This window comes from Nocardioides sp. NPDC006273, from assembly GCF_040613495.1.
Lineage (GTDB): Bacteria > Actinomycetota > Actinomycetes > Propionibacteriales > Nocardioidaceae > Nocardioides.
Genome location: NZ_JBEXSD010000046.1, coordinates 1 through 16,836, shown reverse-complemented (window position 1 = coordinate 16,836; position 16,836 = coordinate 1). Strand labels below are relative to the sequence as shown.

Genomic DNA, 16,836 nt, shown 5'->3' with positions numbered 1-16,836 from the left:
CTGGGGTGAGCACCGAACGCCCCAGTGACCTGCCCGAGCCGACCCTCCGCGTCAGCCCGCCGGAAACGGCCGCGGTCGGGATCTCAGGAGTGGCCCACTCGATGGAGTACGCACTGCGCGAGATGGGCCCCAAGCGCAGCCTGCAGACCCTGCTCAAGGTCAACCAGGTCGGCGGCTTCGACTGTCCCTCGTGTGCCTGGCCGGACCCCGACCACCGCAAGGCGGCCGAGTTCTGCGAGAACGGTGCCAAGGCGGTCGCGTGGGAGGCCACCCGCAAGCGGGTCGACCGCTCCTTCTTCGCGGCCAACTCGATCGCGTCGCTCGCCGAGCGCGACGACCACTGGCTGGAAGCCCAGGGCCGGCTGACCGAGCCGATGTACATCGCCCCGGGCGACGCCCACTACTCCCCCGTCACCTGGTCCGAGGCGATCTCGCTGATCGCCGACCGGATGCGCGCGTCCGCGCCGGACCGCTCGGTCTTCTACACCTCTGGGCGGGCGTCCAACGAGGCCGCGTTCGCCTATCAGCTGCTCGCGCGTCAGCTCGGCACCAACAACCTGCCCGACTGCTCCAACATGTGCCACGAGTCCAGTGGCACAGCGCTCGGCGAGGTCATCGGCATCGGCAAGGGCACGGTCACCTACGACGACCTCGCTGAGCACTCCGACCTGATCTTCATCGTTGGCCAGAACCCCGGCACCAACCACCCGCGAATGCTGACCGCCCTCGAGTCCGCCAAGGAGAACGGCGCCAAGGTCGTCTCGGTCAACCCGCTCCTCGAGGCCGGGCTGGGGCGGTTCCGCAACCCGCAGAGCGTACGTGGCATCTCCGGTGTCGGCACCAAGCTCGCCGACGTCCACGTGCCTGTGCAGGTCAACGGCGATCTGGCGCTGTTCGCCGGGATCAACAAGCTGCTCGTCGAGCGCGACGCCATCGCGCACCCGTTCATCGAGGAGCACACCGACGGGTTCGAGGTCGCGGCGCAGGCGTGGGCTGCGATGGAGTGGGATGAGATCACCCGGCTCAGCGGCATCTCCCGCCAGGAGATCGAGTCGCTGACCGACCTGATCGAGACTCGCGAGCGCATCATCGTCTGCTGGGCGATGGGCCTGACCCAGCACAAGAACTCGGTCGCCACGATCCGCGAGATCGCCTCGTTCCTGCTGCTGCGCGGCAACATCGGCAAGCCCGGCGCGGGTGCCTGCCCGGTTCGGGGCCACTCCAACGTGCAGGGCGACCGCACGATGGGGATCTGGGAAAAGCCGCCGGCGTGGTTCCTCGACGCCGTCCGCGACGAGTTCGGCATCACGCCGCCACGGGACGAGGGCTTCGACGTGGTCGCCGCGATCGAGGCGATGCGCGACGGCGCCGTCGACGTCTTCGTCGCCTTGGGCGGCAACTTCGCCGCGGCGACCCCCGACACCGCCGTCACCACCGCGGCGCTGGCCAACGTCGGGCTCACCGTCCAGATCTCCACCAAGCTCAACCGCAGCCACCTCCACCACGGCCGCGAGGGTCTGATCCTGCCCTGCCTGGGACGCACCGAGCGCGACGAGACCGGCGGCCGTGAGCAGTTCGTCACCGTCGAGGACTCGATGGGCATGGTCCACGCCTCCTACGGCCGGCTGCTGCCCGGCTCGAAGGAGCTGCGCAGCGAGGTCGGCATCATCTGCGCCATCGGCGAGGCCATGTTCGGCTCGTCCGAGGGCGTCGACTGGACCGCGCTGGGCAGCGACTACTCCAGGATCCGTCAGCACATCTCCGCGGTGATCCCTGGCTTCGAGGACTTCGAGAACCGGTTGAAGGCGCCCGGCGGCTTCGCCCTGCCCAACGGTCCGCGCGACTCCCGCACCTTCGACACCGCGACCGGGCGGGCCCGTGTCACCGCCAACCCGCTGACCGCGATCTCCGCTCCCCCCGGACACCTGCTGCTTCAGACGCTGCGCTCCCACGACCAGTTCAACACCACCGTCTACGGCTACGACGACCGCTACCGCGGCATCAAGGGCGGGCGTCACGTCGTCTTCGTCAACGCCGAGGATCTCCTCGAGCTCGGCATCGCCGACGGCGACACCGTCGACATCGTCTCGGTCTGGACCGACGGCGAGCGCCGCGCCGAAGGCTTCCGCGTCGTCGCCTACGCCACCCCTCGAGGCTCCGCCGCGGCGTACTTCCCGGAGACGAACGTCCTCATCCCGCTCGACTCCTACGCCGACGGCAGCCGCACCCCGACCTCGAAGTCCGTCGTCGTGCGACTCGACCCTCGCCGAGTCGGCTCATCCTGACCTGAAACCCGGCCGAGTCGGCTCATCCTGACCACAATCCTCGTCGAGTCGGCGCGTCATGACGAGCCGACTCGGCGATGGATCACGTCGGTTTGCGCCGACTCGGCGCACGGGAATTACGTTGCCGGGGTCGGTGTTGATGCCTATCGTGATGCGCATGTTCCGCGTGGTTTCCGAGATCAACCTGTCAGGCATCGGCCTGACGGGCGCTCCCACGTGGGCACCGTCAGTCGATTGCACCGGCGCCGAAAGCTGACCCTCCTCCTCATCTGCAGGACCCGCGGAGGAGGGTGGCCCGCACCGGCCCCCTCATCGCGGTGACAGCGCTGTGAGGGCTTGCCGGAGGGTCCTGGCTCACCCCGAAATCTTCTGACACACCTAGGAACTCTCATGGCCAAGAGCCAGTTCGTGCGGACCAAGCCGCACCTCAACATCGGGACGATGGGTCACGTCGACCACGGCAAGACGACGCTGACCGCCGCCATCACCAAGGTGCTCGCGGAGCGCGACCCGAGCGTGAACCGCTTCATCGCCTTCGACGGCATCGACCGTGCCCCGGAGGAGCTGCAGCGCGGGATCACGATCAACATCTCCCACGTCGAGTACGAGACCGCGACCCGCCACTACGCGCACGTCGACATGCCCGGGCACGCCGACTACGTGAAGAACATGATCACCGGCGCCGCCCAGGTGGACGCCGCGATCCTGGTCGTCTCCGCGCAGGACGGCGCCATGCCGCAGACGCGCGAGCACGTGCTGCTCGCGCGCCGGGTGGGGGTGCCGTACCTGGTCGTCGCGCTCAACAAGGCCGACATGGTCGACGACCCGGAGCTGCTCGACCTGGTCGAGCTGGAGGTCCGTGACCTCCTCTCCGAGTACGGGTTCCCGGGCGACGACGTGCCTGTCGTGCGGGTCTCCGGGCTGAAGGCGCTGGAGGGCGACCCGGAGTGGACCGTCGCGATCGGCGACCTGCTGGACGCGGTCGACGACTACGTGGCGGTGCCGGACCGTGCTCTCGGTGAGCCGTTCCTGATGCCGATCGAGAACGTCGTCACCATCACCGGCCGCGGCACGGTGGTCACCGGTGCTGTCGAGCGCGGGTCGCTGAAGGTCGGCGACGCGGTCGAGATCGTGGGTCTCGGCCCGACGATCACCAGCACGGCGATCGGCATGGAGACGTTCGGCAAGTCGCTGGAGTCCGCTGACGCGGGCGACAACGCGGCCGTGCTGCTGCGTGGCGTCAAGCGCGACGAGGTCCGTCGTGGCCAGGTCGTGGCTCTGCCGGGCAGCGTACGTCCGCACCGGAGGTTCCGGGCGAACCTGCACGCGCTGTCCACCGCCGAGGGCGGTCGGCACACTCCGTTCGCCGCGGACTACCGGCCGCAGTTCTACTTGCGGACCACGGACGTGCCCGGCGGGATCGACCTGGGTGAGATCGCCCTGGTGATGCCCGGCGACACGATCGAGCTCGGCGTGGAGCTGGAGAAGCCGATCGCGATGAACGTCGGCCTTGGCTTCGCGGTCCGCGAAGGCGGTCACACCGTCGCCGCCGGCACCGTGACCGAGCTGCTCGACTAGAGCTGCTCGACTGACGACGGGGACGGCCCTCACCTGGTGAGGGCCGTTCCTCTTCTCTCAGCTGCGCGGACGCCACCGCTTCCACAGCGCCTCGCCCTCGGCGCGGACCTTCCCCTCCCACTCCAGCCTGACCAGCGCGGTGATCTGGTCCTCGCCGGCGTCCTTGGTGGAGGCGACCAGCGTGACCGGCTCCTTGAGCGGAGCCGGCCGCCGGTAGCGTACGTCGAGCCCGGCCGTGACATAGGCCAGCGACTCCCCCTCGGCGGGCATCCAGCCGTTGAGGAAGGCCTCCTGGTGCACCGCGGCGGCGCTGTGGCAGTCGAGCAGGGTCGCGATGACCCCTCCGTTGAGGAACCCGCCGCCGTTGTCGTGCTGCGGCCACGGCTGGAAGGTCGCGGTCACGCTCCCGTCCAGCTGCGGATAGCTCTTCAGCCGGAGTCCCTCGGCGTTGGCCGGCCCGCACCCGAAGCAGGTCATCGTCGGCCACCACTCGTCCTGCAACGCCATCATCTTCACCGCGCCACCATAACCATCCTCCCGACCGGTCAGCCGATCCCGGTCTTGAAGCCCTCTCGCCAGCTGGCGTACGAAGGCTTCCAGCCGAGCTCGCGCTTGGCCTTGGCGTTGGAGGAGCCGCGCACCGAGGTCATCAGCGCGACTCCGAACTCACCCATCAACGGCCGGGCCAGCGGGACCCCGCGGTTCGACCCCCCGCGAGCGCCGCGACCTGTTCGCCCTGCTGGCCGGGGACTAGCCGCTCGAGGCTCTACTCGCCCAACAGCGTACGCAGCGACTGGTCGACCAACGGCCGCCCCAGCGCTCCCTCCGCCAGCGCTTCGCGTAGGGCGGTGACCGAGTCCAGGTCGCCGACGAGACCGACGAGCTCGCCGACCTCCTCCCCCATCTCGGCCGGGGTGGTCGAGGCGACCGGGCGGTCAAGCAGCAGCGGGCAGTCGACCGGGCCACCCTCGGGCTCCGGGTGGTTCAAGGCGGCGACCCAGCACCCGATCTCGAAGCGCAGCGGCGCGCTCGGCCCGGCCCCCTGGGCGCGCAGGTCGATGTACCAGACGATGTCGTCGCGCTTGGGGTCACCGAGCCGGTGATGGCCCTTGCGCAGCGGCATGCCGCCGGCTTTGAACGCCTTGGTCGCCGCGGTCCGGACTGCCTTCTGGTCCATCGGTGCTGTCCCGGTCCTAGAAGTCGAGGTCGGTCTCGGAGAGCTGACCGCCCCCGGCGACGATGAACTCCTTGCGTGGTGCCACCTCAGAGCCCATCAGCAGGTCGAAGACCGCCGCGGCCGCGTCGGCGTCGTCCAGCGTCAGCCGGCGAAGCGTACGGTGGCGCGGATCCATCGTGGTCTCGGCCAGCTGGTCGGCGTCCATCTCACCAAGGCCCTTGTAGCGCTGCACCGGGTCCTTCCAGGAGACGTTCTTCTTCTTCAGCTCGGCGAGCTTCCGCTGCAGCTCCTGGTCGGAGTAGGTGTAGATGTACTTGTCCATCCCCTTCTTGGGGTTGGAGATCTCGATCCGGTGCAGCGGCGGGACCGCGGTGTAGACCTTGCCCGCCGCGATCAGCTCGGGCATGTACTTGAAGAACAGGGTCGCCAGCAGCGTACGGATGTGGGCGCCGTCGGAGTCGGCGTCGGCCATGAAGATGATCTTGCCGTAGCGCGCCGCGTCCAGGTCGAAGCCGCGACCGGTGCCGGTCCCGACCACCTGGATGATCGAGGAGCACTCGGCGTTCTTCAGCATGTCGCCGACCGAGGCCTTCTGGACGTTGAGGATCTTGCCGCGGATCGGCAGCAGCGCCTGGAACTCGGAGTTGCGGGCCACCTTGGCGGTGCCGAGCGCGGAGTCACCCTCGACGATGAACAGCTCCGCGCGGTCGTCGGTGGTGCGGCAGTCGGCCAGCTTGGAGGGCAGCGCGGAGGACTCCAGCGCGTTCTTGCGCCGCTGGTTCTCCTTCTGCTGACGCAGCGAGAGGCGGGTCTTGGAGGCGGAGTAGACCTTCTCCATCACCAGCTTGGCCTGCTGCTTCTGCGCGCCCCGCGAGTCGACGAGGAACTTCTTCATCTCCGCGGCCACGACCTTGCGCACCACGCTGCGCGCGGCCGGGGTGCCGAGGATCTCCTTGGTCTGCCCCTCGAACTGCGGCTCGGCCAGGCGCACCGTCACCACCGAGGTCAGCCCCTCGAGGACGTCCTCCTTGACGATGTCCTTGTCGTTGACCTTGAGCACCTTGGCGGCGCGCATGGCGTCGTTGAACGTCTTAGTCATCGCATTCTCGAAGCCGCTGACGTGGGTGCCGCCCTTCGGGGTGGCGATCACGTTGACGAAGGAGCGGATCTCGGTGTCGTAGCCGCTGCCCCACCGCACCGCGATGTCGACGCCGAGCTCGCGCTCGACGTCCTGCGGGGTCATGTGGCCGGCGTCGTCGAGCATCGGCACGGTCTCGGTGAAGGTGTCCGATCCCTGCAGGCGAAGTACGCCGCTGACCGGCTCGTCCTTGGCCAGGAAGTCAACGAACTCGGCGATGCCGCCGTCGTGACGGAACTTCTCCTCGAGCGGGCCCTCGTTGCCGGAGCCGGACAGGTCACGGATGACCAGCTCCAGGCCGGGAACGATGAAGCTGGTCTGGCGGGCGCGACCGAGCAGCCCCTCGAGCTCGAAGCGCGCGTCCTTGGTGAAGATCTGCTTGTCCGGCCAGAACCGGATCCGGGTGCCGGTCTTGCCCTTCGCGACCCGCTTGCCCTTGCGGGTCAGGCCGCTCTGCGGCGTGAAGCCGGCGGTCGGACCGTCGCCGTCAAAGATGCCTGGTACGCCGCGGCGGAACGACAGGCCCTGCTGGGCCGGCGAGCGGTCCACGTCGATGTCCATCCGGCTGGAGAGCGCGTTGACGACCGAGAGACCGACACCGTGCAGACCGCCGGTGGCGTTGTAGGAGCCGCCACCGAACTTTCCGCCAGCGTGCAGCTTGGTCGCGACCACCTCGACGCCGGGGAGGCCCGTGCGGGGCTCCTTGTCGGTCGGGATGCCGCGGCCGTCGTCGTAGACCTCCACGGAGCCGTCGGGATGCATCGTGACCTCGACGTGGTTGGCGTAGCCGGCCAGCGCCTCGTCGACGCCGTTGTCGATGATCTCCCACAGGCAGTGCATGAGGCCGCGGGTATCCGTCGAGCCGATGTACATACCGGGACGCTTGCGAACCGCCTCCAGGCCCTCGAGGACGAGGAGGTGCGCGGCGTTGTAGGTGTTGTCAGAGATGATCGGCTCCTGGCTGTACTGCGTTACTGCGCTGTTTCTCGGTGCAGCTGCGTGGGGGGGTTCTCAGATGAAATCTACCGTGCGACACGCCCGGCTCTCACGCAGGCACGCGGCAACAGGCCGGTGCGCCGTCGAGCGGCACATCTACGTCGTGATCGGTCCGTTACGCGGAACTTGCGGGTTTCGATGCACGAAATGGTCGGTCGACAGGTAAGAATGTCTCTCACGGACAGCGATGTCCCGCGGGGTAGGTTCCGACCCGGATCCCCGACTTGGAGCGACAACTGCAAGGATTAGAGGTGCGACGGCGGTAAGAGTCCGCGAAGAGACGCTAGCGACCTAGGGAATCTTCCAAGGCTCACGTACGTTATCCCGGCGCAACCATGATTCAGAAATGAGGCCGATGTGACCACTGCCGTTGCCACCAGCTCGCCGCTCACGTCCGAGGACCGTTGCGACCGGTGCGGAGCGCAGGCCTACGTACGCGCGGAGCTCCACTCCGGCGGCGAACTCCTGTTCTGCGCTCATCACGCCCGCGAGCACGGTGAGAAGCTCAAGGAGATCGCGAGCTCCATCATCGACGAGACCCACAAGCTCACCGAGAAGAGCTGACCCGCCCACCAACTCCTGCGAAGGCCCGGACCACCATGGTCCGGGCCTTCGGCGTACCTCGCCCGATCACGGCGCTAGGGTTCGCTCCGTGAGTCTTGTCGAAGTTCTCGTCGCGCTGGTCATCGCCTTCGGCATCGCCGGCATCATCGTCCCTGTCCTGCCAGGGGGTGCGCTGCTCGTCGCCGCCGCCATCCTCGGCTGGGCCATCTGGCTGGGAGAGTCCACCGGATGGGTGGTCTTCGGCATCGCCGCCGCCTTCATCGCCATCGGGCTGATCACCAAGTACGCCATCCCCGGCAAGCACCTCAAGGACTCCGGGATGCCGCTGTCCACCCAGATCGTCGGCGGGATCCTCGCCATCATCGGCTTCTTCGTGATCCCGGTCGTCGGCGTCTTCGTGGGCTTCCCCATCGGCGTCTTCCTCGCCGAGCTACGCCGCCACGGCGGCAACGCGGGCGACGCCTGGGCCTCCACCTGGACCGCCCTGAAGGCCGTCGGCCTGTTCATCCTGATCGACGCCCTCGCCGCCACCCTCGCCACCATCACCTGGGTCGTCGGCCTGTTCCTCACCTGACCTCCCCGCCGAATCCGTAGTTCTGCCGGGTCGAATCAGCCGTCGGTGACGGTCACGTCGTCGGCCATGACGTAGGCGATCCGGTGGTTGAACCAGATCTGGTAGTAGGTCGTGTCGCCGCTGATCACGATGCAGTCGGGGACACCGTTGACCGTGGCGCAGTTGAAGTTGTTCGCCTTGTAGTAGTCCGTCGGGACGTCGGCGTCGGCCAGGACGTACTTCTGACCTGCGGGGATGGTGTACTGCAGCGGCGCGATCGTCCGCGGCGTCACTCCTGCGGGGTAGTCACTGGCCTTCGTGGGGTAGGCGGTGCCGTAGATCTTGGCGGCGACGCCGGCCTTCGGGGTCACGACCTTGCCGTCGGAGGGCAGGAGTACGGCGTCCGGGTTCTGGATCCACCCCTGCTTGCCGCCGAACCAGATCCCCCACCAGTCCGGGCGGGTCCGGTCATTGACGACGACCTTCTGCCCGGCAGCGAGGCGAGGGCCCCAGTTGGACACCCTGGCGGAGCCGCCGACGACGGTGTCCGGCAGCAACGGGGCCGCGGTGGACGGCTCGGAGTAGACGTTGACGAAGTTGGTGCCCCGGTCGCTCGGGCACGGGACGCCTGCCCCCGTGCAGCCGGTCATCGCGTTGCCGGTATTGGTGTCGAAGTCCGGGTCGACCGTCCAGATCTGGCTGCGCGAGTGCCGGTCGGGCTTGATCGGCGAGCGGAGCAGGTCGAAGTAGTGGCTCCAGTCCCAGTAGGGGCCCGGGTCCCAGTGCATGCCGGCGACATTGGCCGGCGCGACGCCCTGGATCTGGTCATGGCCGATGATGTGGGCCCGGTCCAGCGGGACGTCGTACTTGGCGGCCAGGTAGCCGACCAGGGAGGCCGAGGTCTGGTACATCGCCTCGGTGTACCACGCACCGTTGGCCGCGTAGCCCTCGTGCTCGAGCCCGATCGAGTGGCTGTTGACGTACCAGTTTCCGGCGTGCCAGCCGATGTTCTTGCCCGGGATGTGGTGGGCGACGTGGCCGTCGACCGAGCGCAGCGTGTAGTGCCAGCCGAGGTAGGTCGGGTCCTGGACCAGTCTCACGGTGCCGTTGTAGGAGGTCTCGGTGTCGTGGATGATGATGTAGTCGATCGAGCCTTCCTCGGGCCGGTTGCCGAGGTCGTGGTTGCCGTAGTCGCCGATCGTGTCACCGGTCTGCGCGTACGGCGCCGGCAGCGACTCGCAGCCGAGCGTCGTCGGACACTCCGGCTCCGCGCCGGTCGAGCCTGTCGAGGAGTCGGCGAGCTCGAGCCGTCCGATCGCCTCCTTGCTGACCGTGACCGGCTTGGCGGCCAAGGTGACCCGATGACCGTCGTTGGTCGTACGCGACTCCCCCGCGCTCAGGGTCGCGAAGACCTGGCGAGCGAACTGGAGCGCGGTCGCCTCCTCGGCGGCTCCGCTGTAGCGACCGACCGCGGCGCTCCAGTCGGCCAGAGTGTCGGCCCCGCCGGCGGCCTCCTGGTAGTCGGCCAGCACCGCGGCGCCGCCGCAGATGTTGGCGACCGCGTCCTCGCGCAGGTCGGCGACCGGGATCCCGGTGATGTCGTTGGCCGTACGCAGCGTCTCGACCTCACCCAGCCTGATCGCCTCCTCGCGCTGGGGCAGGGTGCGCTCCTGGTGGGAGCCGTCACCCTTCCCGAGCGGGTCGGGGTGGGCCTCGGTGTGCTCCGCCAGCGCGGGCAGGTCGGTGAGGTGCATCGGCCCGTACCCGCCAGATGTGCTCGGCGCCTCTCCATGAGCGTCCCAGCGCGACTCCATGTAGGAGACCGCCAGCAGCACCTCGGCGGGCACCCCGCTGGTCTCGGCTGCGCGGTCGAAGACGGCCTGCCGGTCGGTGGAGCCTTCCCGACAGGCGTTCCAGTCGGGTTCGGAGGCCGACGCCACCGCGGTGATCGGCACCGCAGCGAACAAGCCTGCGATCAGTGCTCCGGCCGCGACCAGCGCTGGCCGGCGTGGACGTGAGAGACGCATAGGCACGAGAAACCTCCCAGGACAGGAAATCTGACGCGTGCAACCTAGCGGAGTCCGCAGTTGTTACGGACGAGTCTGCGGAAATGGCGAACGCCCTCCCAGATATCCGGGAAGGCGTTCGGTGTGACTAACGGGGTTCAGTCGAGATAGTCACGCAACACTTGCGAACGCGACGGGTGTCGCAGCTTCGACATCGTCTTGGACTCGATCTGACGGATGCGCTCGCGGGTGACCCCGTAGACCTTGCCGATCTCGTCTAAAGTCTTCGGCTGGCCGTCGGTCAGGCCGAAGCGCATGCTCACCACGCCTGCCTCGCGCTCGGAGAGCGTGTCGAGGACCGCGTGCAGCTGCTCCTGGAGCAGCGTGAACGAGACCGCGTCGGCCGGGACGATCGCCTCGGAGTCCTCGATCAGGTCGCCGAACTCGGAGTCGCCGTCCTCACCCAGCGGGGTGTGCAGCGAGATCGGCTCGCGACCGTACTTCTGGACCTCGATGACCTTCTCGGGGGTCATGTCGAGCTCCTTGGCGAGCTCCTCCGGGGTGGGCTCGCGGCCCAGGTCCTGGAGCATCTGACGCTGGACACGAGCCAGCTTGTTGATGACCTCGACCATGTGCACCGGGATACGGATCGTGCGGGCCTGGTCGGCCATCGCACGGGTGATGGCCTGACGGATCCACCACGTCGCGTAGGTCGAGAACTTGTAGCCCTTGGTGTAGTCGAACTTCTCGACCGCACGGATCAGACCGAGGTTGCCCTCCTGGATCAGGTCGAGGAAGAGCATGCCGCGGCCGGTGTAGCGCTTGGCCAGCGAGACGACCAGACGCAGGTTGGCCTCGAGGAGGTGGTTCTTGGCGCGCTTGCCGTCCTCGGCAATCCACTCGAGCTCGTCGAGGATCTTCGGGGTGATCTTGCCGCCCTTGCCGAGCTTCTCCTCCGCGAAGAGGCCGGCCTCGATCCGCTTGGCGAGCTCGACCTCCATCTCGGCGTTGAGCAGCGGGACCTTGCCGATCTGCTTGAGGTAGTCCTTGACCGGGTCGGCGGTCGCGCCGGCGACCATGACGGTCTGCTCGGGTTCGTCGGTGTCGTCGGAGGTCGAGACGACGAAGCTCTGCTTCGAAGCCTCCTTCTCGTCCTCCTTGATCGTCGGATCGGCGACGACGTCCTTCTCGAACTGCTCGTCGGGGATGTCGGGCAGCACCTTCTTGCCGTCGGGGCCGACCGGGACGACGACCGGGGCGTCCGTCTCGGTCTCCGAGTCGTCGACGACGATGTCGTCGACGTCGACCTCGACATCCTCGAGGATGATCTCCTCGCCGTCCTCATCGATCTCGGTGGTCTTCTTGGGCTCAGGCGCGTCGGCCTTCTTCGCCGCGGCCTTCTTGGCCGGCTTCTCGGCCTCGGCCTTCTTGGCGGCGGCCTTCTTCGCCGGCGCCTTGGCCGTGGTCGTCTTGCGGGTCGAGGTCGTCGCCGCCGCGGCACGGCTGGTCACCGCGGTGCCGAGGTCCACCGAGATGCCGAGCGTGCTCAGGTGGCCGAGCAGCGCCTTGAGATGCCTGGGCTCGACCGCGGCGTCCTCGCTGGCCTGGCGGACCTGGTCTGGGCTCACCCGTCCAGTCGGCTTGGCCTGGTCGATCAGTGCCTTCACGGCAGGGTGGGCGAGTACCTCAGCGGGTATCTTGCGCGCGTTCGAGGACACGAACACCTCTCCGTCGAACTTGGTCGAGACTTATCAAAAACTCAGTTTGGGCGCGGCAGGGCCCGGGGTCGTCAAGAGCCGCAGATTCATTCTGCCACGGTGATGGTGAACAGTCCCCATCCGGGGCGCGTTTCCGCCAGTGACTCATTCGGATGCTTTGGCTGCGGCCTTCTTCTGCTGTTTGTAGTCACGCACCTTCTGCAACGACTCAACGTCGACGACGTCAGCCACAGAACGGTAACCATCCAGCGAGTAGTCGCCGACGGCCTCCTCCCAGCCCTCCGGTCGCACTCCCAGCTGCTTGGCCAGCAGCGAGACGAAGATCTGCGCCTTCTGCTTCCCGAACCCCGGAAGCGCCTGGACCCGCTTGAGCAGGTCCTTGCCGCTGCCGGCCTCGGCCCACAGCCGGGTGACATCGCCGCCGTACTCGTTGGTGACGATGGTCGCGATCCCCTGCACCTTCGCCGACATCGAGCCGGGGAACCGGTGGATCGCCGGCGGGGTCGAGGCGACCGTCTTGAACTCGTCGGGATCCATCTCGGCGATCTTGGCAGGATCCAGATGGCCCAGGCGGGTCACCAGCTTGTGACCTCCCTTGAACGCATCCTCCATCCGATACTGCTGATCGAGGGCCATGCCCAGCAACAGCGCGAACGGATCCTCGGACAGCAGCTTGTCAGCGGCCTCGTCGCCGGTGATGTTGAGCGAAGGCATGAGAGCCATCTTGCCTCATCCGGCAACACATCATGAGGTCATGCCTGTGGATAGCGGGTCGCGCCGATCGGGCATCCGTTGCACTCTGGGTCCATGGCCTCCACCTCTGTCGTGTCCGCCGTGTCCGAGACGAGCGTCGAAGGACTGCACGAGCCGCTCTCGCCGGTGCTCGAGAACCGCCTGAGACGCGCGGTGCTCGACCACACCGCCAGCGAGCACCGACGCTCGTTCCTCGCGCTCGTGCATCTCGGCATCCCGGGCGGCAAGGAAGTCGTTCACGCCCATCGTGAGGACGAGCCCACGGATCAGTGGCTTCGTGCCGACATCATCCACAGCATGCGGCGCAGGGTGGGTGTACCCGACCCGATCGTGTGGCTGACCCGCGCCGGTGACCTGGAGGTCGAGGACGTCGACCTCCGCTGGCTCGCCGCCGCCCGGCAGGCGTTCCGCGAGATCAAGGCACCCCTGACATACGTCGTCGTGACCCGGAACGCGTGGGTCGATCCGCGCTCGGGGCTGGCCCGCCGGTGGAAGCGACTGCGCTACCGCAACGACTAGGGCGGGCCCCAGGCCGGAAGGTCCGAGGAACCGAGCGCCTCCTCCCACGCCGCCGGCGCAACCGCCCCGTCGAGCATCTGCGCGACCAGCACCCCGAGGCCGTGGTGACGCTCGCTCGCGAAGCAGCGGTCGAGAGCGCACCAGGCGAGCGCGCCGTCGCCGCCCAGCCAGGCCGCAAAGGCCAGCACCGCCGCGGGGTGGGCGACGTGGACCTCGGGGCTGCGACGTACGACGTCGGTCCACAGACGCACGTGGGCCTTGGCCTCATCGCGGGTCATCCCACCCCAGGCAGCATCGCGTCCCTGCGGGTCGCGCAGCGCAAGCAGCAGCGAGGCGACCTGGCCGGCGGACAGCACCGTCCCGGCGACCGCGTCGTCGACCAGGCGGCCGACCTCGTAGAGCTTCATCGGCGGGGCCTCGCCCAGCGCCGCTTCGGTCTCGGCGACGGCTGCGGGGACAGCGGCGATGGAGGCTGCCAGCTCGGTGCGGGAGCGGCGCACCAGGTGGCCGTCGTAGACCGCCTGGGCGAGGATCGGGTGCACATCGACATCGAAGGGCACGCCGTCGGCGGGGACGTCATGGAACCCGAGCGGGTCGAACCACCGCTCACCCTGGACCCGCAGGCAGCCCATCAGGTCGATGTCGCTCTCGGCGAGCCTCTCGGCCAGACGGCGAGCGAGCTTCGCACCGAAGCGCGGACCGCTGTCGTAGAGGACGAGCAGGACGCCGCGTACCTGATGGCGGACCGCCGGCAGGAGCAGACTGTCGAGACAGACCTCGACCTCGTCGGGAGGCGGCAGATCGATCCGGCCGTGGACCTGGTGGACACCGCCGAACGTCAGCATGACGATCGACTTCTCGGGCTGGAACCCGAGCAGGACAGGGACTGCCGCCAAGACATCCTCGGGGCGGGCGATGGAGAGTTTCGTGGTCATACGGACACACTCCCCGCGACCCACCGACAATTTCGTGGCCAATTGGCGCGCCTGTGGACAACCCCGGCCCCAATCGCACCTGTGGACGGTAACTGGCGCAGGAGAGATTGTCCCCGTCCCCCGATAGGTTGCCACCATGAGAGCGCACGCGTCGGTGATGCACCTCGACCTCGACGCGTTCTATGCCTCCGTCGAGCAGCGCGACAAGCCGTCCCTGCGCGGCAAACCGGTGATCGTGGGCGGCATCAGCGGACGCGGCGTGGTCAGCACGGCCTCCTACGAGGCCAGGGTCTTCGGGGTCCGCTCGGCGATGTCGACGCGGGAGGCCCGCGCGCTGTGCGGACACGCCGCCTTCCTCTACCCGCGCTTCCATGCCTATAAGTTGGTCAGCGAGCAGGTCTTCGGGATCCTGCGCGAGCTGTCGCCGCTGGTCGAGCCGCTCTCCCTCGACGAGGCCTTCGTCGATCTCGCCGCCGCCGACCTCCCTGACCTGGAGGTCGACACCGTGACCGAGACCGCTGCCCGGATCCGTGCCGAGGTCGCCGAGGTCACCGGCGGCCTGAGCGCGAGCGTCGGTCTGGCCAGCTCGAAGTTCATCGCCAAGATCGCCAGCGACCTCGACAAGCCCGACGGGCTTGTCGTGGTGGCGCCCGGCACCGAGCTCGACCTGCTCCGCCCGATGAACGTCAAGGTGATCCCCGGCGTCGGCCCTGCCACCACCGAGCGCCTGCGCCGCGCGGGCATCCACACGGTGGCCGACCTGGAGCGGGTCAGCGTCGAGGAGCTCGTACGCCTGGTGGGCAGGTCCCACGGCACCAACCTCCACCAGCTGGCCAGGGCCCAGGACGACCGTCGGGTCGAGCCCGAGCGTGAGGCGAAGTCGGTCAGCGTGGAGGGCACCTACGACACCGACCTGACCGACCGGCCGCTGATGGAGCAGATCCTCACCCGACAGGCCACCGAGGTCGCCGCGCGGCTGAAGAAGAACGGTCTCTCGGGCCGCACGATCACGATCAAGGTCAGGCTCTACGACTTCACCACGATCAACCGCTCGGCGACCTTGCCCGGGCCGACCGACCAGGCCGGCGCCATCGCCCGCCTGGCCAGGGCCCTGCTCGGCGAGCTGTTCACCGCCGGCGAGACGGCCGGCGGCGTACGCCTTCTCGGGGTGGGCGTCTCCGGTCTCGCAGACTGGATCCAGGAGGACCTCTTCGGCGACGACACCGACGAGGACACCGAGCCGGACCTGCCGCTGCCCGAGCCGGCACGACGGCCGACCTGGGCGGCCGGGATGGACGTCGTCCACGCGGAGATGGGTCGAGGCTGGGTGTGGGGCTCGGGGCGGGGTGTCGTGACCGTGCGCTTCGAGACCGCCGAGACTCCCGCCGGTCCGGTGAGGTCCTACGCCGTCGATGACCCCGACCTGCAGCCCTTCACCGAGTCCTGAGGCGCCGCTCCCCTGCTCCGTGCGTTGCTGCTCCGTGCTTCGCCGTCCCGGCCGGCCTGTGCGGTATCGCGGCCGCTGACCGATGTGTGCGATAGCGCCGGGTGCTAGAAACGCCAGTTTGTATCACCCGGTTGACACAAAGAGCTTTGTATCGAATGCTTGGAACAAATAGCCTGAAGGAGGCCCCCGTGTTCGGCATCGGACTGATCGAGCTGGCGCTCGTCGTTGTCGTGGTGCTCCTGGTCGTGATGGGGTGCTTCGCCCTGGCCACCAAGAGCCGCAGCAGCAAGATCACGCCCGCCAAAGAGTGGAGACGGGTGTGGCAGCTCCGGCTGCTCGGCATCGCGCTGGGCCTGCTCATCGCTGCCGTCTTGGCGGACCCCGCCACGTTCGGGACGCCGGGCGACCTCGTGGCGCTGCTGGTGCCCGACTACGGAGTCGGCACGATGATCGCCCCTGCCGGGTTCGGCCTCGGCGTACTCCTCGGCGTGGCCGCAGGCGAGACCATCGCCCGCGCTCCGCGGCCGAGCGGCCCCCGAACGGCGTCGCTGCAACCGAGATCGCTGACCGGCTACCTCCCCGGAGGGTCGTCGTACGCGGTCGGGATCGGCCTCGCCCTGCTCGTCGCGACGCTCTTCCTGGGCACGCTCACCGCGCAGGAGGACGGCTCCCTGGGCGGCATGCGGGCCATCGGGTGCCAGACGGAGGCCTTCGCCCAGGCGCGCGGCCCCTACCCGGGTTCGTACTACGCGGTCCCGCTGGCGATCATGCTCGGCATCGTCCTGCTGACCGCCCTGGCCGCAGCCGCCGCCGTCGTACGCCGCCCCCGCGGCCTGGCCGCGACCGACGCCGGCGACGACGAGCTGCGCAGACGGTCGATGACCGTGATCGTCGCCGCGGTCGGGGTCGCCGTCGGCGCCAGCCTGACCGGCATCGCCGGGACCGCGGCGACCGGGCTCCTCGGCCTGAGCGAGGACTGCGCTCCCGCGTGGATGGCCGTCGTCGGCTGGCTGCTGGTGCCCCTGGTGTTCCTCGGCTTCGGGCTCGCGGCCTGGAGCCTGGCGCGCCTGTTCGTCAACGAGCCTCTCCCACCGCAGGGTCGCCGAGCCCACCGACGAGCGACCCGTCGAGCGCCTCCTGCAGCACACGCGCACGCCCACGAGTGGA

General features: G+C 68.6%; 14 protein-coding genes and 1 pseudogene. 7 read left to right on the top strand and 8 right to left on the bottom strand.

From position 1 onward, the window contains the following. The first annotated feature begins 5 nt into the window (after positions 1-5). Positions 6-2,285: an FdhF/YdeP family oxidoreductase gene (locus ABZZ22_RS18970; RefSeq protein WP_354934167.1), complete on the top strand. Its 2,280-nt coding sequence runs from the start codon at positions 6-8 to the stop codon at positions 2,283-2,285. Positions 2,286-2,675: 390 nt separating this feature from the next. Then, on the top strand, positions 2,676-3,863 hold the full coding sequence (gene tuf / locus ABZZ22_RS18965) for an elongation factor Tu (protein WP_354934164.1): 1,188 nt from the start codon (positions 2,676-2,678) through the stop codon (positions 3,861-3,863). Positions 3,864-3,920: 57 nt separating this feature from the next. Here tuf and ABZZ22_RS18960 read toward each other — a convergent pair whose 3' ends face one another. The 4 genes from ABZZ22_RS18960 to ABZZ22_RS18945 form a co-directional block, all read right to left on the bottom strand. Continuing rightward, positions 3,921-4,373 (bottom strand): PaaI family thioesterase, encoded by a 453-nt coding sequence (locus tag ABZZ22_RS18960; RefSeq protein ID WP_354934263.1) that lies wholly within the window; start codon positions 4,371-4,373, stop codon positions 3,921-3,923. 35 nt (positions 4,374-4,408) lie between these two features. Then, positions 4,409-4,537 carry a hypothetical protein gene (locus ABZZ22_RS18955; protein ID WP_354934161.1) on the bottom strand — a complete coding sequence of 43 codons (129 nt, stop codon included), beginning with the start codon at positions 4,535-4,537 and terminating at the stop codon, positions 4,409-4,411. Positions 4,538-4,629: 92 nt separating this feature from the next. Continuing rightward, positions 4,630-5,040 (bottom strand): hypothetical protein, encoded by a 411-nt coding sequence (locus ABZZ22_RS18950; protein WP_354934158.1) that lies wholly within the window; start codon positions 5,038-5,040, stop codon positions 4,630-4,632. A gap of 16 nt (positions 5,041-5,056) precedes the next feature. Continuing rightward, positions 5,057-7,051: a DNA topoisomerase IV subunit B gene (locus tag ABZZ22_RS18945; protein WP_354934156.1), complete on the bottom strand. Its 1,995-nt coding sequence runs from the start codon at positions 7,049-7,051 to the stop codon at positions 5,057-5,059. 480 nt (positions 7,052-7,531) lie between these two features. Here ABZZ22_RS18945 and ABZZ22_RS18940 point away from each other — a divergent pair, with 480 nt between their 5' ends. Next, the gene (locus ABZZ22_RS18940) at positions 7,532-7,738 is read left to right on the top strand and encodes a hypothetical protein (protein WP_179657270.1); all 207 of its coding nucleotides are present in this window, start codon (positions 7,532-7,534) and stop codon (positions 7,736-7,738) included. 88 nt (positions 7,739-7,826) lie between these two features. Beyond that, positions 7,827-8,312, top strand: a complete 486-nt coding sequence (locus tag ABZZ22_RS18935; protein WP_354934153.1) for a DUF456 domain-containing protein — start codon at positions 7,827-7,829, stop codon at positions 8,310-8,312. A 35-nt stretch (positions 8,313-8,347) separates the two neighbouring features. Here the strand turns inward: ABZZ22_RS18935 and ABZZ22_RS18930 are convergent, their stop codons facing one another. The 3 genes from ABZZ22_RS18930 to ABZZ22_RS18920 all read right to left on the bottom strand — a co-directional run bounded on the left by ABZZ22_RS18930 (position 8,348) and on the right by ABZZ22_RS18920 (position 12,738). Continuing rightward, positions 8,348-10,318 (bottom strand): peptidoglycan recognition family protein, encoded by a 1,971-nt coding sequence (locus tag ABZZ22_RS18930; RefSeq protein WP_354934150.1) that lies wholly within the window; start codon positions 10,316-10,318, stop codon positions 8,348-8,350. Positions 10,319-10,455: 137 nt separating this feature from the next. Further along, on the bottom strand, positions 10,456-11,832 hold the full coding sequence (locus tag ABZZ22_RS18925) for an RNA polymerase sigma factor (protein WP_354934260.1): 1,377 nt from the start codon (positions 11,830-11,832) through the stop codon (positions 10,456-10,458). 327 nt (positions 11,833-12,159) lie between these two features. Then, on the bottom strand, positions 12,160-12,738 hold the full coding sequence (locus ABZZ22_RS18920) for an HhH-GPD-type base excision DNA repair protein (protein ID WP_354934147.1): 579 nt from the start codon (positions 12,736-12,738) through the stop codon (positions 12,160-12,162). 84 nt (positions 12,739-12,822) lie between these two features. On the opposite strand from ABZZ22_RS18920, the gene ABZZ22_RS18915 reads away from it, so the two are divergent. After that, the gene (locus tag ABZZ22_RS18915) at positions 12,823-13,287 is read left to right on the top strand and encodes a hypothetical protein (RefSeq protein ID WP_354934144.1); all 465 of its coding nucleotides are present in this window, start codon (positions 12,823-12,825) and stop codon (positions 13,285-13,287) included. On the opposite strand, the gene ABZZ22_RS18910 is transcribed toward ABZZ22_RS18915, so the two are convergent. Then, the gene (locus ABZZ22_RS18910; protein ID WP_354934141.1) at positions 13,284-14,222 is read right to left on the bottom strand and encodes a DUF4192 domain-containing protein; all 939 of its coding nucleotides are present in this window, start codon (positions 14,220-14,222) and stop codon (positions 13,284-13,286) included. The genes ABZZ22_RS18915 and ABZZ22_RS18910 overlap by 4 nt on opposite strands. A gap of 136 nt (positions 14,223-14,358) precedes the next feature. Between ABZZ22_RS18910 and ABZZ22_RS18905 the strand changes: the two genes are divergently transcribed. Together ABZZ22_RS18905 and ABZZ22_RS18900 are read left to right on the top strand one after the other, a co-directional pair. Next, positions 14,359-15,669: a DNA polymerase IV gene (locus ABZZ22_RS18905; protein WP_354934138.1), complete on the top strand. Its 1,311-nt coding sequence runs from the start codon at positions 14,359-14,361 to the stop codon at positions 15,667-15,669. 188 nt (positions 15,670-15,857) lie between these two features. After that, a pseudogene (locus ABZZ22_RS18900) lies at positions 15,858-16,836 on the top strand (hypothetical protein); the annotation flags it as partial.

Bases quoted from the DNA above. Each gene is read 5' to 3' on its own strand.
- tuf (WP_354934164.1), top strand. From the start codon at position 2,676: ATGGCCAAGAGCCAGTTCGTGCGGACCAAGCCGCACCTCAACATCGGG.
- ABZZ22_RS18960 (WP_354934263.1), bottom strand. From the start codon at position 4,373: ATGATGGCGTTGCAGGACGAGTGGTGGCCGACGATGACCTGCTTCGGG.
- ABZZ22_RS18955 (WP_354934161.1), bottom strand. From the start codon at position 4,537: ATGGGTGAGTTCGGAGTCGCGCTGATGACCTCGGTGCGCGGCTCCTCC.
- ABZZ22_RS18950 (WP_354934158.1), bottom strand. From the start codon at position 5,040: ATGGACCAGAAGGCAGTCCGGACCGCGGCGACCAAGGCGTTCAAAGCC.
- ABZZ22_RS18945 (WP_354934156.1), bottom strand. From the start codon at position 7,051: ATGTACATCGGCTCGACGGATACCCGCGGCCTCATGCACTGCCTGTGG.
- ABZZ22_RS18930 (WP_354934150.1), bottom strand. From the start codon at position 10,318: ATGCGTCTCTCACGTCCACGCCGGCCAGCGCTGGTCGCGGCCGGAGCA.
- ABZZ22_RS18920 (WP_354934147.1), bottom strand. From the start codon at position 12,738: ATGGCTCTCATGCCTTCGCTCAACATCACCGGCGACGAGGCCGCTGAC.
- ABZZ22_RS18915 (WP_354934144.1), top strand. From the start codon at position 12,823: ATGGCCTCCACCTCTGTCGTGTCCGCCGTGTCCGAGACGAGCGTCGAA.
- ABZZ22_RS18910 (WP_354934141.1), bottom strand. From the start codon at position 14,222: ATGACCACGAAACTCTCCATCGCCCGCCCCGAGGATGTCTTGGCGGCA.
- ABZZ22_RS18905 (WP_354934138.1), top strand. From the start codon at position 14,359: ATGAGAGCGCACGCGTCGGTGATGCACCTCGACCTCGACGCGTTCTAT.